The sequence below is a fragment of the Erythrobacter sp. S259 genome (assembly GCF_057364965.1).
The window spans coordinates 1071058-1089405 of record NZ_CP200286.1; the positions used below are offsets into that span (position 1 = coordinate 1071058).

General features: G+C 55.5%; 16 protein-coding genes and 1 tRNA gene. 5 read left to right on the plus strand and 12 right to left on the minus strand.

Annotated features, from left to right (window positions below):
* The first annotated feature begins 7 nt into the window (after window positions 1-7).
* Window positions 8-724, plus strand: a complete 717-nt coding sequence (locus AC0V60_RS05035) for an extensin-like domain-containing protein (protein WP_486177417.1) — start codon at window positions 8-10, stop codon at window positions 722-724.
* A gap of 9 nt (window positions 725-733) precedes the next feature.
* Here the strand turns inward: AC0V60_RS05035 and phoB are convergent, their stop codons facing one another.
* The 10 genes from phoB to recJ all read right to left on the minus strand — a co-directional run bounded on the left by phoB (window position 734) and on the right by recJ (window position 11808).
* The gene (gene phoB / locus AC0V60_RS05040; protein WP_486177418.1) at window positions 734-1423 is read right to left on the minus strand and encodes a phosphate regulon transcriptional regulator PhoB; all 690 of its coding nucleotides are present in this window, start codon (window positions 1421-1423) and stop codon (window positions 734-736) included.
* Window positions 1424-1541: 118 nt separating this feature from the next.
* Window positions 1542-2210, minus strand: coding sequence for a phosphate signaling complex protein PhoU (phoU, locus tag AC0V60_RS05045; protein WP_486177419.1), 669 nt, complete (start codon window positions 2208-2210; stop codon window positions 1542-1544).
* A complete protein-coding gene (gene pstB / locus AC0V60_RS05050) occupies window positions 2210-2956 on the minus strand; it encodes a phosphate ABC transporter ATP-binding protein PstB (protein WP_486179444.1) in 747 nt (248 codons plus the stop codon). The genes phoU and pstB overlap by 1 nt, the downstream gene beginning before the upstream one ends.
* Before the next feature lie 38 nt (window positions 2957-2994).
* Entirely contained in the window at window positions 2995-4287 is a 1293-nt protein-coding gene (gene pstA, locus AC0V60_RS05055; RefSeq protein WP_486177420.1) for a phosphate ABC transporter permease PstA, read from the minus strand.
* Entirely contained in the window at window positions 4280-5638 is a 1359-nt protein-coding gene (gene pstC / locus AC0V60_RS05060; protein ID WP_486177421.1) for a phosphate ABC transporter permease subunit PstC, read from the minus strand. Before pstC ends, pstA begins: the two co-directional genes overlap by 8 nt.
* 56 nt (window positions 5639-5694) lie before the next feature.
* A complete protein-coding gene (locus tag AC0V60_RS05065) occupies window positions 5695-6741 on the minus strand; it encodes a substrate-binding domain-containing protein (RefSeq protein ID WP_486177422.1) in 1047 nt (348 codons plus the stop codon).
* A 115-nt stretch (window positions 6742-6856) separates the two neighbouring features.
* Entirely contained in the window at window positions 6857-8272 is a 1416-nt protein-coding gene (locus tag AC0V60_RS05070) for an OprO/OprP family phosphate-selective porin (protein ID WP_486177423.1), read from the minus strand.
* A 136-nt stretch (window positions 8273-8408) separates the two neighbouring features.
* Entirely contained in the window at window positions 8409-9701 is a 1293-nt protein-coding gene (locus AC0V60_RS05075) for a sensor histidine kinase (RefSeq protein WP_486177424.1), read from the minus strand.
* Window positions 9702-9821: 120 nt separating this feature from the next.
* Window positions 9822-9896 (minus strand) — tRNA-Glu (locus AC0V60_RS05080).
* Between the two features lie 118 nt (window positions 9897-10014).
* Window positions 10015-11808, minus strand: a complete 1794-nt coding sequence (gene recJ / locus AC0V60_RS05085) for a single-stranded-DNA-specific exonuclease RecJ (protein ID WP_486177425.1) — start codon at window positions 11806-11808, stop codon at window positions 10015-10017.
* 29 nt (window positions 11809-11837) lie between these two features.
* Here recJ and AC0V60_RS05090 point away from each other — a divergent pair, with 29 nt between their 5' ends.
* The 3 genes from AC0V60_RS05090 (at window position 11838) to AC0V60_RS05100 (ending at window position 13947) form a co-directional block, all read left to right on the plus strand.
* Window positions 11838-12371, plus strand: a complete 534-nt coding sequence (locus AC0V60_RS05090) for a flavodoxin family protein (protein ID WP_486177426.1) — start codon at window positions 11838-11840, stop codon at window positions 12369-12371.
* 300 nt (window positions 12372-12671) lie between these two features.
* Window positions 12672-13340 carry a hypothetical protein gene (locus tag AC0V60_RS05095; protein ID WP_486177427.1) on the plus strand — a complete coding sequence of 223 codons (669 nt, stop codon included), beginning with the start codon at window positions 12672-12674 and terminating at the stop codon, window positions 13338-13340.
* A gap of 232 nt (window positions 13341-13572) precedes the next feature.
* Entirely contained in the window at window positions 13573-13947 is a 375-nt protein-coding gene (locus AC0V60_RS05100; protein WP_486177428.1) for an AHH domain-containing protein, read from the plus strand.
* Between the two features lie 5 nt (window positions 13948-13952).
* Here AC0V60_RS05100 and AC0V60_RS05105 read toward each other — a convergent pair whose 3' ends face one another.
* Window positions 13953-14957 carry an NAD(P)H-dependent flavin oxidoreductase gene (locus AC0V60_RS05105; protein ID WP_486177429.1) on the minus strand — a complete coding sequence of 335 codons (1005 nt, stop codon included), beginning with the start codon at window positions 14955-14957 and terminating at the stop codon, window positions 13953-13955.
* Window positions 14958-15022: 65 nt separating this feature from the next.
* Window positions 15023-16069, minus strand: a complete 1047-nt coding sequence (locus tag AC0V60_RS05110) for an amidohydrolase family protein (protein ID WP_486177430.1) — start codon at window positions 16067-16069, stop codon at window positions 15023-15025.
* 355 nt (window positions 16070-16424) lie between these two features.
* Between AC0V60_RS05110 and pepF the strand changes: the two genes are divergently transcribed.
* A complete protein-coding gene (gene pepF / locus AC0V60_RS05115) occupies window positions 16425-18335 on the plus strand; it encodes an oligoendopeptidase F (RefSeq protein ID WP_486177431.1) in 1911 nt (636 codons plus the stop codon).
* Window positions 18336-18348: the final 13 nt, after the last annotated feature.

Sequence of the window (18348 nt, forward strand, 5' to 3'; positions counted from 1 at the left end):
GCCCATCATGGCAAAAACACAGACAAGCCTCACAGCTCGCCTGCTGCGCCGTCTTCTTGTTCTCGGTGTTGTTGCGACATTGGGATTGATGGGATGGGATTGGCTTCAAGAGCATCCCCAGCATAACCCGATGGCCCCGCTCGATCTGCGTCATCCGGTTGGATATGCGACCGCAATCAAGATGGATGCTTTGCGCGATGATATTGATCAGTGCCGCGCTGTCCTTGATCGAAGCGATGTGGCCTACACGGTCCTTCCGGAGACCGGGGAGGGGGAATGCGCGCGGCCAGATCGCACGCAGCTCACCCAGTTTCCCCTGAGCCCCAGCAATCCTGCAACCACTTGCCCGGTGGCCGCTGCGCTTGAGCTCTGGCGCACGCGAAGCGTCGAGCCTGCGGCGCGTGAAACCTTCGGAAGCGGTGCGGCGCGTTTTGAGCATATGGGCGTTTACAATTGCCGGCGAATACGCGGCTCGTCCGAAAATTGGAGCCAGCACGCGAGCGGCAATGCGATTGATATTAGCGCTGTCGTCTTGGAAGATGGCAGACGGATAAGCCTGATCGGCGATTGGAATGGTGATGCGGATAAGGCGCGTTTCTTACGCGAGATCCGCGATGGCGCATGCGATGTTTTCGCGGTGGTCCTATCGCCCGACTATAACGCTGCTCATGCCGATCACTTTCACTTTGATCAGGGCGGGAATATGCTCGGCGTCTGTCGTTAAAACAACGCTTTAAGCCGTCTCGAGCGCGTATCCGGCTGAGCGTACCGTGCGGATAGGGTCCTTCACCCCTTCGATATCAATTGCCTTGCGAAGGCGGCGGATGTGGACGTCAACGGTGCGCAGTTCAATGTCAGAGCCCGTCCCCCAGACCCCGTCGAGAAGCTGCCCGCGGCTGAAAACGCGGCCTGGGCTCTCCATAAAAAACTTGAGCAGGCGGTATTCGGTTGGGCCTAATTGCAGTGACTGACCCCGGCGCTGCACCCGATGAGCTACCGGATCGAGTTTGATGTCGCCCACTTCAATGGTTTCCCCCGCGAGTGCAGGGCGAATGCGGCGCATAACGGCGGCCACACGGGCCAGCAGTTCGCGCGGGGAAAATGGTTTTGTGAGGTAATCATCAGCGCCCATCTCAAGGCCGCGCACACGGTCATCTTCGGCTTCGCGTGCGGTCAGCATGATGATCGGCACATGCGCGGTTTCTTTATCGCGGCGCAGCTGGCGGCACACTTCGATGCCGCTAGTGCCTTCGATCATCCAATCGAGAATGATGAGATCCGGCACCTCTTCGCGTGCAAGGATCATCGCGTCATCGCCATCCTTGGTGCAACGCACCTGATAGCCCTCGTTCTGAAAACGATATTCGAGGAGCTCTGACAGTGCCGGATCGTCTTCGACGAGCAACAGTTTGGCTGCGATCATAACGTATGCCTCCTAAGCTCGATTTCTTTATGCGAACCCTCAGTCCAGATGATGTTTCATCTCAGCTACAATTTAATGACACCGGCGCTCAATACCATCAGCGCGCGGCCTTGTTGCTTTAGCGGTCATCTTCTGGCGGGTATGTGCCCGTTGCTGCGAAGTGCACCATTTCTGCGACATTGGTGGCGTGGTCACCAATTCGTTCCAGATTGCGAGCCACAAACAGAAGCTGCGCTGCGCTCGAAATGGTTGCAGGGTTTTCCACCATGTAGCTCACAAGATTGCGGAAAATACTGTTGTAGAACGCATCGACCTTGTTGTCTGTCGCGATGACTTCGCGCGCCAGATCGGGATCGCGCGCGGCATAGGCGGTGAGCACGTCATGGACCATTTCAGCCGCGACTTCGCCCATAGCGGGAAGAAGGGTTAGCGGTTCAAACCGGTCCTTGCCCTCGACACTCCCGACACGTTTCGCGATGTTTTTGGAATAGTCACCGATCCGCTCAATCACACCGGCAATCTTAAGCGCCGCGATCACTTCTCGCAGATCGTCGGCCATAGGAGCGCGAAGGGCGATGACACGAATGGCCAGCTTGTCGACCTGCATCTCGAGCTCATCCAGCTTCTTGTCGCCTTCGACAACCTTTTGCGCGCGCGCCGCATCGCCAGTGACCAGGGAGGCCAAAGCCTCCTCGATTGCAACTTCTGCAAGGCCGCCCATTTCGCCGATGAGACCGCGAAGCCGCGTGATGTCCTCGTCAAACGCCTTTACCGTATGGTCTGTCATTAGCCGTACCGCCCAGTGATATAGTCTTTAGTGCGCTGCTCGATTGGGTTTGTGAATATATCCGATGTACGGCCGTATTCGACGATTTCTCCAAGATGGAAGAAAGCCGTGCGATCAGACACGCGGGCTGCTTGCTGCATCGAGTGCGTGACGATGACTATAGCATAGCGGCCGGATAATTCCGCGATCAGCTCTTCGATTTTTGCGGTCGCGATGGGGTCAAGCGCAGAGCACGGCTCGTCCATCAAGATAACTTCTGGATCAACTGCAATTGCCCGCGCAATGCACAAACGCTGCTGCTGTCCGCCGGACAGTGCGGTGCCCGGATCATTGAGGCGGTCCTTGACCTCTTCCCATAGACCAGCGCGCCTCAGAGAATTCTCAACAATCCCGTCCAGGTCGCCTTTTTGCTCAAAAATCCCGTGAATGCGCGGGCCATAAGCGATGTTGTCATAGATTGACTTGGGGAAAGGGTTTGGCTTTTGAAAGACCATTCCCACCCGCGCGCGCAATTGCACCACGTCCATGCTGCTGGAGTAGATGTTCTCGCCGTCAAGCTCGATTTGTCCTTCAACCCGAGCGGACGGAATGGTGTCATTCATCCGGTTCAGTGCACGAAGGAACGTCGATTTGCCGCAGCCTGACGGACCAATAAAGGCCGTCACATATTTGGCAGGAATGCCAATAGAGACGTCTTTGATCGCCTGCTTATCGCCATAATAAACCGACACGCCCTCAGCGTTCATCTTTGGATCGACGGCTTCAAGATTGGGATGGATTTTGGTCACCAGGATTTCTCAAACTTGTTGCGCAGATAAATGGCGAGACCATTCATCATAAGGAGGACAATCAGAAGGACGATGATAGCGGCACTTGTGCGTTCCACAAAACCGCGGTCGATTTCATCGGACCACAAGAAGATTTGTACAGGCAGCACGGTTGCAGCGGAAGTGAGGCCATCGGGAGGCGATGCGACAAAGGCACGAAGGCCAATAAGGATTAGCGGAGCAGTCTCACCCAGAGCCCGGGCCATGCCGATGATGGTGCCAGTCAGCATGCCAGGCATCGCAAGCGGCAATACGTGATGAAACACAACCTGGACTGGAGATGCGCCCACAGCAAGCGCGCCGTCGCGGATAGACGGCGGTACAGCTTTAATGGCGTTGCGGCCCGAGATCACGATGACAGGCATCGTCATTAAAGCGAGCGTGATCCCTGCGATAATCGGAGTAGAGCGCAAGGTCGGGAAAGCCGTCATCAAAAAGAACAGACCCAAGAGACCAAAAATGATGGACGGCACGGCCGCAAGGTTGTTGATCGAGACTTCGAGGAAATCGGTCCACCGGTTTTTGGGTGCATATTCTTCAAGGTAGAGCGCGGCCATGATTCCGATAGGAAAGGCGAGCAGGAAGGTCACGAACATCGTGAGGACAGACCCCTTAAGTGCGCCCCAGATGCCGGCGAGCTGCGGGTCGGTCGCATCGGACCGTTCAAGGAAACCGAAATCGAAGTTCTTTTCCAAAACCCCTTTTGATGAAAGGTCGCTTGCCAAGGTTTTCATCGCGGGCGAGCCTTCACCTGAATACCCGGCGGAAAGATCAGCTGACGCAGGCAAAGACAGCACTTCTTTGCGCGTCAGGATCGTGGGATTATCGTAGATTATGCTGGCGACTTCGCGCCACGCCTCACTGTTCAATTGCTCTGCGCCTTCGGCGCCAAGGCTCGTTTGAGCAGCGCTCGAGACCACTGCGCGCAGGCCCTGATTATCGAGGCTGCGCATCGTTTCAGCTGGACTTGCAGCTGCCTCAGGGGCTCGCAATCCGCTTTGAACAAAGTCAATCTCGACCGATAGCTCAGCGCGCTGAAATCCGCCAAGGCCATTGAAGAGCATGTTTCCCAGCAGCAGGATTAAGACAAGGACCGAGAAAGAAATCGCACCAAAGCCGATTGCCTTAAAGCGTTTCTCTTGTGCGTAGCGAGCCTTCAAACGCTTCTCAAAACGCTCAGTGCGGTGCGCGCTGACCGGTTGGAGCCCTGTGTGTGGCTCGCCCGATGGAGGGGTGATGGCATCACTCATATGCTTCGCGATACCTTTTGACGACGCTCAAGGCGATGAAATTGAGCGCGAGTGTCACTAGGAAAAGTATGAAACCGAGCGCAAAGGCGCTGAGTGTAGCCGGGTGATCAAAGCTGCCTTCACCAGTTAGCATCGCGACAATTTGCACGGTCACGGTGGTCATTGAATCGAGCGGGTTCGCCGATAAATTGGCAGCCGTTGAAGCGGCCATAACCACGATCATGGTTTCTCCGATTGCGCGGCTGATTGCTAGCATAACGCCGCCGACAATGCCGGGAAGAGCGGCCGGGACTAGCACCAGTTTGATCGTTTCGGAGGTTGTCGCGCCCATCGCAAGGCTGCCATCGCGCATCGCTTGAGGGACAGCGGCAATGCTGTCGTCTGCCATTGACGAAACAAATGGGATGATCATCACGCCCATAACAAGCCCCGCTGCAAGCGCGCTTTCAGACGAGGCATTGGCGATCCCCACAGACATTGCAAAGTCGCGGATCATTGGCGCAACGGTAAGCGCTGCAAAGTAACCATAAACCACGGTCGGTACACCGGCGAGGATTTCCAAAGCAGGCTTTGCCCATGCGCGGAAACGAGGGTGCGCATATTGGGTGAGGTAGATCGCGCTCATCATTCCCAGAGGTATTGCAACGATCATCGCAATAATCGCACCGATTAGCAAAGTGCCCCAGAACAGCGGGATTGCGCCGTAGCGCGTTGGGTCTGGATTATCCGGATTGGCCATGGGGTCGGGGGACCAGAAAGTGCCAAACAGAAAGTCAATCGGTGAGACCATTTCAAAGAAACGGAAGGTTTCGAAAATGAGGCTCGCCAAAATCCCAAATGTGCTGAAAACCGCGACCAAAGAGGCGAGGATCAAAAAGGCCATGATCACGCGCTCAACCCGGGTGCGCGCGCCAAAGTCGGGTTTGATCTTGAGAAAGCTGTAAGCACCAGCAGCGCCTGCAATGATCAAAGTCAGCGCAATTCCAATCCAGCGATATTGCGATAGAGCATCGCTGAAAGGCGCAACCAGCGCGAGTGCGTCCGGATTGGTGGCTGAAGCAGCTGCTCCAGTTGCCACAGAGCGCGCTTCTCTCAAAGCATCCAGACGGGCGCTCTCGATAGCCGGAAGGTTTTCGGCAGCAGCGCTTCCCAAAACCGATTGGAGCACGAGCCCCGGAGAGATCGCGTTCCAAATGAAGACAAAAATGACGGTCGGTATGAAGATCCAGAGACCCACATACCAACCGTGGTAGTTAGGAAGGCTGGCAAGGCGCCCGCCTGCATCAGCGCGAAGCGCCCATGCGCGGCTGCGCGCTGACAACCACCCGGCAAGGGCCAAGCCCAGAACCAAGAGAAGGGAAGCTGCCAGCGAACTGTCCTTACATCAAAGACCCTACACGAAAGGCCTTACTTAAGCTCAGACCCGTCGAGGGTCGTGTACTCAGTTGCAGCTGAGAGATCTGCAGCCATAACGTCGTCTGGCGATGCCACTAGTCCAATGCCAGCCAGAGGGCCACCGCGTTCCCACATTTTTGTCCACTCGGTCAGATATTCAGCGAGGCCGCTGACTTCGCCAACATGCGCTTTCTTCACGTAGACAAACAGCGGACGCGCACCCGGATAGGCAAAGCTTGAGATGTTCTCATACGTTGGGTCAACGCCGTTCATAGGAAGACCTTGAACTTTGTCTGCGTTCTCTTCGAGGTACGAATAGCCGAATACGCCAACGGCGTTTTCATTGCCCTCGATCTTTTGAACGATCAGATTGTCCTGCTCGCCCTGATCAACATACAGCCCATCAGCACGCACTTCGGTGCAGACCTGGTCGTATTTGTCCTCATCTTCTTCCTTGAGGCTTTCCATCTCAGGGTTCGATTCACAGCCAACTTCAAGGATCAGCTCTTTAAGCGCATCGCGTGTGCCCGATGTGGTAGGCGGACCGTATACGAGGATAGGAAGGGCAGGGAGCGAAGGATCGACATCGGCCCAGGTTTTCGTTGTCTGCTCGCCGCCGTATGGGGCAGCGGCCAACGCTTCGTAGACAATCTTTGGTGTAAGGTTCAGCTCAATGCCGCCTTGTGCAGAGGCAAAGGCGATGCCGTCGAGGCCCACTTGCATTTCGATCACGTCAGCAACGCCGTTTTCCTGACAATCGGCAAATTCCGATGCTTTCATACGCCGTGATGCATTGGTGGCAGATGGTGTATTGAGGCCTGCGCCTGAGCAAAACAGCTTCATGCCGCCGCCGGTGCCGGTGGATTCGATTACAACCGCTGGCAGCTCTGGGTTCGAGCGAGCGAGCGATTCAGAAACCGCTTTGGCAAATGGGAAAACGGTGGATGAGCCGACCGAACGGATGGTCTCGCGGCTGTCCACTTCGCCCAGCTCGTCGCCGCAGGCGGCAAGAGCAAGGGTAGAGGCAGCGAGTAGGATGGCGGTTTTGCCAAGTGTCATTGTATTCACTCCTTAAGAGATTGGAGATGTCCAATAGGGATAGATGTTTCAGCTTAGAGACAGACGGTCATAAATTTTATGCACAGGCCGTGCATAGGTGACCGTCATATTACGCTTAAAAGTCGACTTGAGCCCGGGCGCCGAATACGTGGACGTTGTAAGACGTATCGCCGGTCGCAGTTGGGAAAGCGGCGTCGTCATATGACAAGAGGCCATAGTTAAACAGAAGTCTGGTGTAGTCAGTGAAGGTCCAGATTACGGAAGCCTGCACGCTGTCCTGCGTCCCGCCGATGATCCCTTGCGAATTCATATCGAGATAGTCGTAGCGCAAATTCAGTTGAACAGCGCCCTTGCCGCCTTCGCCAACGGGATTGTTCGGCTTCACGCGGTCAAATTCGCCCAGCTTATAGCCGCGCGTATCACCTTTTGTAAGGAAGTAACCGACCTCCGCTGATGCGCCAAAGAAGTCTGGATTGCCGAGCGCGCCGGGGCGGTTCACCCTTTGGTTGAAACCTTCAACCGACACGTGGAAAGGTCCGGAAATAGCTGCTGCTTCCAGGCCAATGCCCAGTTCGCTTGTCGCTGGGAAGCGGCCTGTGTCGATGAAGCGGTTGTCGGTGAAGTGGACGAGTGGACGTTGCCGATAACGCAGTTCACTGCCTTCACCCAAGATGTTGTAGTGAACAGAGCCGCCAAAATGCAGCTGAGTGTTGCCCGACTTTGGCGCATAGACAAACCGACTGTCAAAGCTGGTATTGTCATTGGGGAGATCTTCGCTGTTGTCGCTAAAGACACCGGCCTGGAACATGATTTCATCAGTCTTGTAGATGCCTGCGGCACCCACACGGCGTTCAAAGGGGATGACGTCCGTCCATGCCGAGCGCTCTATGAAAGAGGTGTGGAGCGAACTTGAAATCTCTTCAAGACCCCAAAAAGGGTTGAATTGACCGGCCTGAATGGTGAACCCGCCATCGGTGTAAGAGACAAGTGCGTCGGTAAGAGCGACTTCGTTCTCTGCGAAATCAGCTTCGACTTTGTATTTGAAACCGCCGGGGATTTTCCCCGATGCGCCGAGACGGATACGGCGAGCCTCTGCATCAAAACCGCTGTCTGCACCGGTGGAGTTGGGCGCGCTAACATAGCCAAAGTCGATATTCACGCGGCCGCGTGGTTTGAAGCTGAAGCCGCGGTCATCTTTGATCTCTGGCGCCGCTTTAAGATTAACCTGCGGTGCGGAATTGGCCGCCAATGTCGCTGCCTGCGCAGTGTCCGTGGCAGATTGCGCAACAGTCTGCGCTGTGCTTGCTGCATCTTGCGCCAATCGTGCGCTCGTCTGAGCAGCCTCTGCAGCTTGTGCGTTTTGGGTAATGCCGCTTTCGAGCTCTTGAATACGCTGTGCCAGGCGAAGCAGCTCGGCTTTCAGCGCTTCGATCTCTTCAGAATTTGACTGTGGGTCTTGTGCAAGAGCTTGACTAGAGACAGTGCAACATAAAATCGCTGCAAAAATTGCGACCGTTTTTCGGCTTGTCATTTATTTGGTTCCTCTACAACAGTCGGCTTATGTGACCGTTTTGCGATGCCAATATGACCAGCTTGTTACGCTTGAATGACGGTAATATGTCAGAAAAATGACAATGGTGGATAACCCGGTCCGAGACAGGATCGGCTCAAAATTTTATGCCCGCGATCCCGGTCTGGCTGACGCCCTGATCGCTAATCGGGCTCCCTATCAAATCAGCTTCCAGATCACTCACCGAACCATTTGCACGGTCATTCACCTCTTGCCCCGATATAATGGGCAGCCGGATAATCACGCTGGTTCCCACGCCCTCATCGCTTACAATGTCGAGCCGGCCCCGGTGGCGTTCAACGATGTGTTTGACGATTGCAAGGCCAAGCCCTGTTCCGCCTGAAGCACGGCTTCGGCCTGGGTCAGTGCGGTAGAAGCGCCGTGTGAGGTGGGGGACATGCTCCGGGGCTATACCTTCGCCTTTGTCGCTCACTGTGATGCGCGCCTCTCCCAGTTTTGAATGATCGAGCCGAATACGCACGTCGGCATCGACCGCGCCATATTTGAGTGAGTTCTCAACGAGGTTGCGCACCACTTGTTCGAGTTGCTGTTGATCGCCTTGAACAACGGGTTTCTCGATCAATTCAAAATTGAGCCTGTCTGTGCGCTCAAGGCCCGCAGCATCACGTGCAGCTCGTTCAATCAGGGGTGCGAGTTCGAGTTCTTTCTGGGGCAAGTCATGTTTTTCAGCCTCGACCCGGGACAGGCTCATCAAATCGCTGATGAGGCTGTGCATGCGCTTTGCCTCACGCTGGATCGTGTTTAAGAACTTTTGCGAGGTGGGCGCGTCAAAAGCGGTGCCATCTTCGCTTAAGGTTTCGACATATCCAAGGATCGAGGCAAGCGGCGTCCGCAATTCGTGGCTGGCATTCGCAACAAAATCCGTGTGCGCGCGACTGATATCGGCCTCCGCATTCTTGTTGATGAGTTCGAACACGGCAAGCTCATCATCAATCGTCTGCCGATTTATCCGCCAGATATCCTGCCGTCTGACAAGACCGCGTACGATCGCCTGCCCGCCGCCAACCTTATCAAGCAGCGCAATCGCTGCAGGTTGGCGAAAGATTACACGCGCGTCTTGGTCGATAATGTGTTCACCCAAGAGCTTTCGCGCCGAACGATTGGCAACAGCGATTGTATTGCGTTCGGTAACAAGCACGGGCGTCGAGGAATTTTCCAGAAGCTCGTGCATGGTCGATAGACTGAGCGTTTTTCTGGTGTTTAGCGAAGTGGGCTCGGGAGGCCTCGCAGAGACAAGGAATAAGGAGCCCACCCAGACCACGAAAACCGAGAATACAAGAGCTGGCTCCGATCCGAAAAGAACCATCACTCCGCTCGTTGCAACTGCGAGGAAGATGCCCGTTTGGGGGAAGCTCAAACCAGTATTCATGATGAATGCGCCTAAGCATGCCCAGCGCGCAGGTCAAACAGCTTATTTTCTTGGAGAGGGCAAGTCAGGGTACACCCTAAAACTTGCCGCCACAAAACCCTTGCTAGACCAAGGGGGAGGTGGTGACCCCTACGGGAATCGAACCCGTGTTTCAGCCGTGAAAGGGCCGCGTCCTAACCGCTAGACGAAGGGGCCACGCTCAATTGCGGAAGCGCGCATCTAGGGGGGCTGTGAGAAACGGTCAAGTCCTGTTTGGAGAAGTTCTGAGAAAAATTATCTAGGCCTTGGCCGCGCGCCGACATTGACGGACATCTCAATCGGCAAATGCTGCGTCTTCGAGATGAAGTTCTGCTGCTGGCCTGTTGCCCCAATCGTCCAATTTCACGCGGCCTGCGAAATGGAAAAGGCGCGCTTTGCTACGGTGCATAAGGGTTTGCGCCATCTCGGTTTCTGCCGCCCGGAAAGCAATTGCCTTGAAGCTTTTGCCATCCTGACCCGCTGCAATGACGCGCAGGTGATCTTTGCCGACAATATCGGCTTTGATCACGCGCACCGGGCCAACCGCTATTCTCGGGGCAGGCCAACCCACGCCAAACGGGCCAGCGGTCTCCAACATAGCCACAAGTTCGGGCGTTAGGCCTCCTGGTGCGAGCGACAAATCGAGCTTCATTGATTGCGATGCACGGGCGCGCTCCACCTCGCGCGCTAGCCTTGTGTCGAGAAAGTCGCTGAATGCGGACAGTTGATCGCTGGCAATTGTGAGGCCTGCTGCCATTGCATGCCCTCCGCCAGCTTCCAATAGCCCTGCCTCGCGCGCTGCAATGATTGCGGCGCCCAGATCTACCCCGCTGATCGAGCGGCCCGAACCTTTGCCCGTGCTACCAGCGCCCTCTCCATCAAGCGCAATCACGATTGAGGGTTTGCCTGTTTTTTCCTTTATCCGCCCAGCGACAATCCCAATGACACCCGGATGCCAGCCAGTCGCGCTGAGCACTTGAACAGCCATATTGTGCTGGCCTTCCAATTGCGCTTCTGCCGCCGCCTGTACCTCGGCCTCTATCGCGCGGCGCTCTTCGTTGAGAGCGGAGAGCTGCTCTGCAATGGCGCGGGCTTCTTCGGGGTCTGGGGTTGTTAGCAACCTTACACCCAAAGTGGACTCGCCAATCCGCCCCCCGGCATTGATGCGCGGTCCCAAAGCAAAGCCAAGATCAGAGGCAATGGGCGCTCGTTTCAATCGGCTTGCATCAATAAGGGCTGCCATCCCGATCCGGTCCCGCCGCGCCAGCACTTTGAGGCCTTGAGCAACAAATGCGCGGTTTAGCCCGTGCAATGCCGCAACATCCGCGACCGTTCCAAGTGCGACCAGATCAAGCAGGCCCATCAAATCGGGCTCTTTGCGGTTTTCGAAATAGCCTTGAGCGCGAAGTGTGCGAACGATTGCGATTGCCAAAAGAAACGCGACACCAACGGCGGCAAGGTGCCCGTGGGATGCAGCAAGGTCACTTTCATCGAGGCGGTTCGGATTGACGAGCGCCGCGGTCGGGGGAAGGTCGGGTGCACATTTGTGGTGATCAACGACGATCACATCAACACCGGCATCACGCGCCATAGTCAGAGCTTCATGCGCCATAGCGCCGCAATCCACGGTAATGATGAGCTCAGACCCTTGCTCTGCCAAACGCACCAGAGCCTCTCCGCTTGGGCCATACCCTTCCAGAAGGCGGTCTGGAATGTAATATCCCGCTTCAATTCCAAGAGAGCTTAGCAGATCAATCAGCAGCGCCGAACTGGTGGCACCATCGACATCATAGTCGCCGTAAACCGTGATCGTCTCACCGCCCAAAATAGCTTTGACAATGCGATCTGCGGCCTGATCCATATCTCTGAACTCAGATGGATTGGGGAGGAAATTGCGCATTGTGGGGTTTGCGTGCTTTTCAATCTCATCGCGGGCGACGCCGCGGGACAGCATCAACTGCGCCAAAATATCAGAGCCAAGACCGTAGGTTCCCTCAGCACAGTCCATCGTGCCGCCTCGCCACGACCACTCTTTGCCGCCAAGCGAGTTTGAAACACCAAGGACATTTGTAAGAGAACGGGTTGCCATGTTCTCGGAGTAGCCCATCCGTAGGGCGTATGACAGACTCCGGCATTGACAATCGACAGTCTGCTGGGATTGGTGCCTGGATGAGTGAAGGTAGGACGCTCTTGGTAATCTGGCATAGCCGGACAGGGGCGAGCAAACAAATGGCGCGTGCTGCTGCTTCGGGAGCAAACGTTCGCCTTCTTCGGGCGCGAGATACGCAAGCGCACGATTTGATGGCTGCGTCCGCATACCTTTTTGTCTGTCCAGAGAACCTTGCCTCAATGAGCGGCGAAATGAAGGACATGTTTGACCGCAACTACTACCCTGTTCTGGGGAAGATAGAGGGGAGGCCTTACGCGACCATCATTGCTGCTGGATCAGATGGCGAAGGAACACAAAAACAGATTGACCGGATCGCCGCCGGATGGAGGCTTAAACGTGTCTCAGAACCAATGGTGATAAACTTCAACGCTCAAACACCAGAAGAGATATTGAAGCGCAAAGAAATCACACCGCAGACAGAAAAGAAATGCCGAGAATTGGGATTGTCTATTTCCGAAGGCGTTGATCTGGGTGTTTTTTAGGTTATGACAATCGGCGAAACATGAGTATAGAGACGGCGAAATCAAAGGCGCCGGTGCACCGTCCTTTTGCCTTTCATTTGGTATTGATCAATACTTATGGGCACTATGGACGATCCCACTGGACCACTGGCCTAGGGGGAATTTGGTATCACGGACAATAGCCTCTCAAGCCCTGCAGGAGTGTATCTCCTGTTTTCGCAAGGCAACCGGCCCGATCGTCATGCTATCAAGCGATTTGCGGCTTGCTATCCAGCGCTTTCGATAAGTCATGATCCCTTGGGTGAAGCGCCGCTCCATCTGGTGAGCGCGAATGGAGAAAACGTTGAGCAGCCCGCCGAAACCTTAACCAGAGCCCGCAGTGATCAGGATTGGATTGAGCTTCTGCGCGACGGCCTGACGTTTGATCTGGCGGGGCTTTCGCCAGGCAAAGGCAGCAGCTTTCCGCCCGTCTGGCACAAGTTTGATATCAGCGAATTGCCTGGCGAAGAAGACTTTGAAGTCTTGCATCTGGCACCCGGTCATCATCTTTCAGGCGGGGCTAGGATGCTCCCTATTGCCATGAGCATGCTGGGTCTTGCGCGCGATCTGGTCGATCATTTCGATGAGCTTGCTGCTGTGATCTGGCCGCCTTCGATGAGCGTAATCGGTCGGCAATTTTTTGAATCAGTGATCACTGCCTGGCTGGATGGTGGTCCGTTCCCTGCGCTTGGCATAACAGCCTTTCGCGAAGCGGCTGATGGTGCCTTGCAAAGTGAGGGCCTTAGCTATTGGATTGGTCAGGATTTGCGGATCGAGCCGCCCCTTTCTCATGACAAGGTGGCTGCTACTCGTCTTGGTGTACGCCTGATAAACCAATTGGTATTGGTTGGTGGTGTAGAAACCAGTGAGCGGGTGGTGGCGCCTGATGGCACTGGCCTTGTTCTGCGTCCTTCCCGCAATGGAAATTTTGTCAGAGTATGGCGAGAGTGACCGCCTACGAAGAGGGATCAGTTGCCTGGGATCATAGCGCTGGAAACAGCGCGGGGCACAATTGGAAGACATTCGCAGGCGACAGTGCAGGGTACGCGGCCCCGTCGTGCTACGCGAAACACAATTACATTCAAATCAGTCAATCGCTGCGGTTCTGCGCATTACGATCCGGGGCTGCAACGCCACCATTTGCTGCCCAGTGCAGCTGCTGGGAAAACGCTATTTTCGCCGAATGTTTGAAAGCGTTGGCCGCGTGCCGGTCGGCTTTGACGATTTTCGGTTCAATGGCCTTTTGCTTCCATCAACCGAAGACACATCATTGAAGACCGGTCTGCCGCTACATCGCGGACCTCACCCGATTTACAATGAGCTGGTGATTGAGCGAGTGGGCCGGATTGAAAGCCGTTGGGCACAATGGCGCAAGAAAGACCCGGAAACAGCGCGGACCGAGGCTCTAGAGCGGATGCGCTTGCTCCAAAGAGCGCTACGCATCCGTCTTATCACAGAGCGGAAAAACTTTGTGCTCAACCGAAAAGACCCGTTGGGCACGGGATTTAACTTCGATACGCTAGACGCAATGGCCCAGCAGTTGTGGTCCTCGACCTAGGCGCCTTATTCCGCTGCTTCGGCCAGCGTATTCCACGAGGTATAGCCAGAAATATCGAGCATACGGGCACGGGCTTCGTGATATTCGCGCTCGAAGCGGGCGACCATATCCTCGACAGTGCCGACCGATTTGATCGCGCCAATGCCCTGACCCGAGCCCCAAATGTCTTTCCAAGCTTTGGCCTTGGTGTTGCCGCCAGAGCCGAAGTTCATCTTTGATGGATCGCTTGTCGGGAGGTTGTCAGGGTCCATCCCGGCATTCTCGATGGAAGAGCGCAGATAATTGCCGTGCACGCCGGTGAAGAGGTTGGAATAGACAATGCCTTCGGCTGACCCGTCTACGATGCCTTGCTTATAACCTTGATCAGCGTTCGCTTCTTCGGTCGCGATAAAGGCGCTTCCCGCATAGCCGAAATCTGCGCCTGCCGCCTGTGCCGACAAGATAGAGGCGCCGTGGCCAATTGAGCCTGAGAGCGCGATAAGGCCATCAAACCACTCACGAATTTCGCGAACCAATGCGAAAGGTGACTGCGTGCCTGCATGGCCTCCAGCGCCCGCTGCCACTGGAATAAGGCCGTCTGCGCCTTTCTCGATGGCTTTGTTCGCAAAGCGGTTGTTGATCACATCATGCATGGTGATGCCGCCCCAATTGCGCACCGCCTCAAAAATTTCAGTGCGCGCGCCAAGTGAGGTGATCACCAATGGAACCTGCCATTTCTCGCACGTCGCCATGTCCTGCATCACCCGGTCGTTTGACTTGTGGACGATTTGGTTCACCGCATAGGGTGCCGCTGGCTTATCCGGGTTCTCGCGGTTGTGTTTGGCAAGTTCTTCTGTGATCTGGTGCAGCCACTCGTCAAGCAGGCTTTGCGGACGCGCATTCAGCGCTGGAAAGCTGCCGATAATCCCAGCCTTACACTGCGCAATCACCAGCTCAGGGCCAGACACGATGAAAAGCGGTGAACCGATAAGCGGCAAGCGCAAACGGTCAAACGGGGCGGGAAGGGCCATCAAATTCTCTCCTGATCACTTTGGGCGCCAGCGTTAGGTTGCAAATCGCAATCAGACAACCGTTCTCAGGCGAGCAGGTCTTCTAACCCATAGAACCGCGCGGCGTTCCCGGCATATAGCGCGCTTTTCTCGTCGTTGCTGGCATTGGCTGAAATCCGCTTGAAGGTATTCCACAAAACCGGATAGCTCGCGCCCCACCGGTCGACCGGGTAATTGCTTTCAAACATGGCGCGGTTTGCGCCAAATGCCTCAATGCAGGTTTCGATATAAGGCTTCCACAAAGGAGCGAGTTTTTCAGAAGACCAACCGGCGGCAGGGCCTTCTGGCGGAAGGGCGCAATTGGACATGGCAAGCCCGCCCAGCTTTACCATGACATTTTCGCATTGACCAAGTTCCATGATGGCATCGCGCCAGAGTGGGAAGCGCTCTTCAAGCTTACCTGAATAGCTCTCATTGCCAAGCGGGGTGCCGCAGTGATCAAGGCAGATCGGGGTGTCAGGAAATGCGCGTGCTAGGTCGATCACATCGCCAATTTGCGGCTCCAATACCCAAGCATCAAAGCTAAGGCCGCGTTTACCCAGCTCAGCAAAGCCTTCGCGGAAAGCCGGATCGCGGTAGAGTTCAGGCGGCGCGTGAAAGGGAGGGCCGAGCACTTCGGGATCAGCGTCCCATGCGCCTTGATGGCGAATACCTTTAAGGCGGGAAGGGGCAGCCGCTGTCAAAGCGTCGAGCACCTCGCCAGCGCCTGCGCCCAGCATCAAATCGGCATGTCCCACAATGCCTGCACAAAGACGCGTGTCGCCGTACAGGCCGCTTGCGCTTTGAGCAGCGACGCCGTTCACATACTCAACCTCGCCCACGGTTTTCAGCGCCTCACCATAAGCCGCGTTGTAGAAAGCACCGCATTCCATAAAGACACTTGCGATGACATTGTGTCCGCTTGCCGCGATCTCAGAATTAAACTGATCAAAGGTGTAGTGCGCGACTGGCAAAAGTGTTTCGATGAAACGGTGGTGCGGCTTTGGGAACATGGGAAGCATAGGCCGCAGATCCCACAAATGGTGATGGGGGTCGATGATCGGCAAGTCAGGTTCGAGGATGCTTTCAGTCATTGGCAAATGTCTCCCTCATCATGCCAGGCAGGTACAACACCGCTATTTCACATTCTTAGCGTTGTAAGCCAATTTTGGCATACTTGGCACACTGTTCAGGGACATAAAAGCCTGGCCCTTGCAATGCTTGCAAAAACACCCCTAAGCTTGGCACGCAGCAGGCGCATTTGAACGTGCGGGCAAGGGGAGGCTGTTCTTTCCATACGAAAGCCATATACTTTCCATCAGGAAGTAGGAAACGCCAAGGCAGTTGGCATTCATCGATGGCTCTTGAGCATTCAACCTTATCGTAATTGCAAATTGCCTGATTGAGCGTTCAGTGTAGCTCCATTCAACTTGTAGGGACTTAAAAGCCATGGCCAAATTTGTATCGCGCATCTCCAGCCGGGTTCTGGCTCTCGCGCTTGCCTCCAGCGCGCTGCTTGCAATGCCTGCTAGTGCGCAGGAATCCACTGCCGACACAGAGACCGCCCTCGCGGTCGATGCAAATACATGGGATCTCACGCCTTTCTACGAAAACGATGATGCTTGGAACGCAGAATATGATCGCCTGCGCGGCGAGATTGAATCAATGGGCGCTGCCAAAGGTACGCTAGGCAATAATGCAGCCACTTTGCTTGCTACTCTCGAGGCGCGTTCAGCCTTCACTAAAGAATTGGTTCGGATGCTCGTCTATGCTTCCAATGGCCTCAATACGAACCTTGCCAACCCTGAAGGGCAGTCAAAAACGGGCCGTATGCGAGCGCTTGCCCGGCAAGCAGGGGCAGCAAGCGCATATCTGGTGCCTGAAATCGCAGCGATTGGCGAAGAGAGGCTGATGGGCTTTATCGCTGAGGAGCCGGGCCTTGAAGTGCACGCTTTCTTCCTTCGCGATGTTTTGCGCCAATCTGAACACGTTCTCTCACCAGAGACCGAACAGGTTTTGGCGCTTATGGGCGGCGCAATTGGTGCCTCGGGCAACGTGCGGAGCTTTCTGGCCAATGCGGAGATGGAATGGCCCACTATCACTTTGAGTGATGGAACTGAGGCGGAAATCAGCACCTCAGGCTATGCCAAATATCGCCAGGTGCCCAATCGCGCCGATCGTGTGGCCGTATTTGACGCATTTTGGGGCACGTGGAAGAAGTATGAAAGCACATACGGCGCAGCGCTCAATGGCGAAGTGCAGGGCAATGTTGGCGCGGCCAAAGCGCGCGGCTATGATAACACGCTCGAGTATTTCCTATCCGGCGACAACATCCCCAATGAGGTTTACCGCACCCTTGTCGAGGTGACGAACGACCGCATCGGCGTGCTGCATCGCTATTTTGAACTGCGCGCAAGAATGCTTGAAATAGATGATCTTGGTTATCACGATATCTATCCCCCGCTGGTTGAAACCGATCTGACCTTTCCGATTGATACAACGCGCGAGTTCGTACTGGCCGCTTCAGAGCCATTGGGCGAGGAGTTTGTGACCAAGTTTGATGCGGCCAGCCAGAAGCGATGGATGCACGTCTATCCGCAGCCCGGAAAGCGGTCTGGCGCGTATATGTCGGGCGGCGCCTATGATGTGAACCCGCTGATCCTTCTCAACCATCTGGACGACTACAATTCAGCATCGACCTATGCCCACGAATGGGGCCATGCGATGCATCAGGTGCTGACCAATGAGAATCAGCCGTTTGAGGCATCGAACTTTTCGATCTTCACCACTGAGATCGCAGCGATTGCGCAAGAGTTGATGCTGCAAGATTACATGCTCGAGAACGCCAAGGATGATGAAGAGCGCCTGTTCTATCTTGGCGCAGCTCTCGAGAAGATGCGCGGCACTTTCTTCCGCCAGGTGATGTTCTCAGAATTCGAGCTTGCTATCCACGAAGCGGTGGAGCGCGGTGGGGCTTTGACCGGCGCGAAAATGACGCAGATGTACGGCGAGATACTCAAGCGCTATCACGGGCATGACGCCGGGGTCATGGAGATCACCGACCGTGAGGCAATTGAGTGGGCCTACATTCCGCACTTCTATTACAACTTTTACGTCTATCAATACGCGACCTCAATCGCGGGGGCGGCCTATTTCGTTGGTGAGATCAAGGAAAACGGCGACGCCGCGCGCGGCACCTACATCAATTTCCTGAAGGCGGGCGGATCAGATTATCCGACCGAAATCCTGAAGGATGCAGGCCTCGATATGAGCACGCGCGCGCCCTACGACGCCGTGATCGACCGCATGGATGCGGTGATGGACGAGATCGAAGCGATTTTGGACAAGCGCGGGGGATAGCGCCCGCCGTTCA